The 310-nt window shown below is 37.7% G+C and carries 1 pseudogene; it reads right to left on the reverse strand.

The features are described from left to right. Nucleotides 1-310, reverse strand: a pseudogene (locus ACSG5Z_RS30260) (LamG-like jellyroll fold domain-containing protein); the annotation flags it as partial.

Here is a 310-nt window from a genome sequence, read left to right on the forward strand (position 1 = left end):
GTCCAACGCTTGCTGAAATGTTACTGTTGCTGCATTTTCTGTTACATTTGATACCGACAACTTCGCATCTTTTGCAAAGTATGGCTTTTCTTTATCACGATCTTCTACATGTGTAAATGTTTATTTCTTTGATGGCAACTGAATTTTCCACGGTTCGCCTGTCCAAGAATTTGTATGGAAATCACGGCGATTAATCGTTACTTCTTTATCATCTACTTCTACTAATAAACCGTGGCTTAATGTACTAGCTCCTGACGGGATATTTCCTTGTACTTTACCACCTTCAACCTCCATATAACTTACTGAAGAT

Origin of the sequence: Bacillus pretiosus (assembly GCF_051294775.1) — a bacterium.
Taxonomy (GTDB): Bacteria; Bacillota; Bacilli; order Bacillales; family Bacillaceae_G; genus Bacillus_A; species Bacillus_A wiedmannii.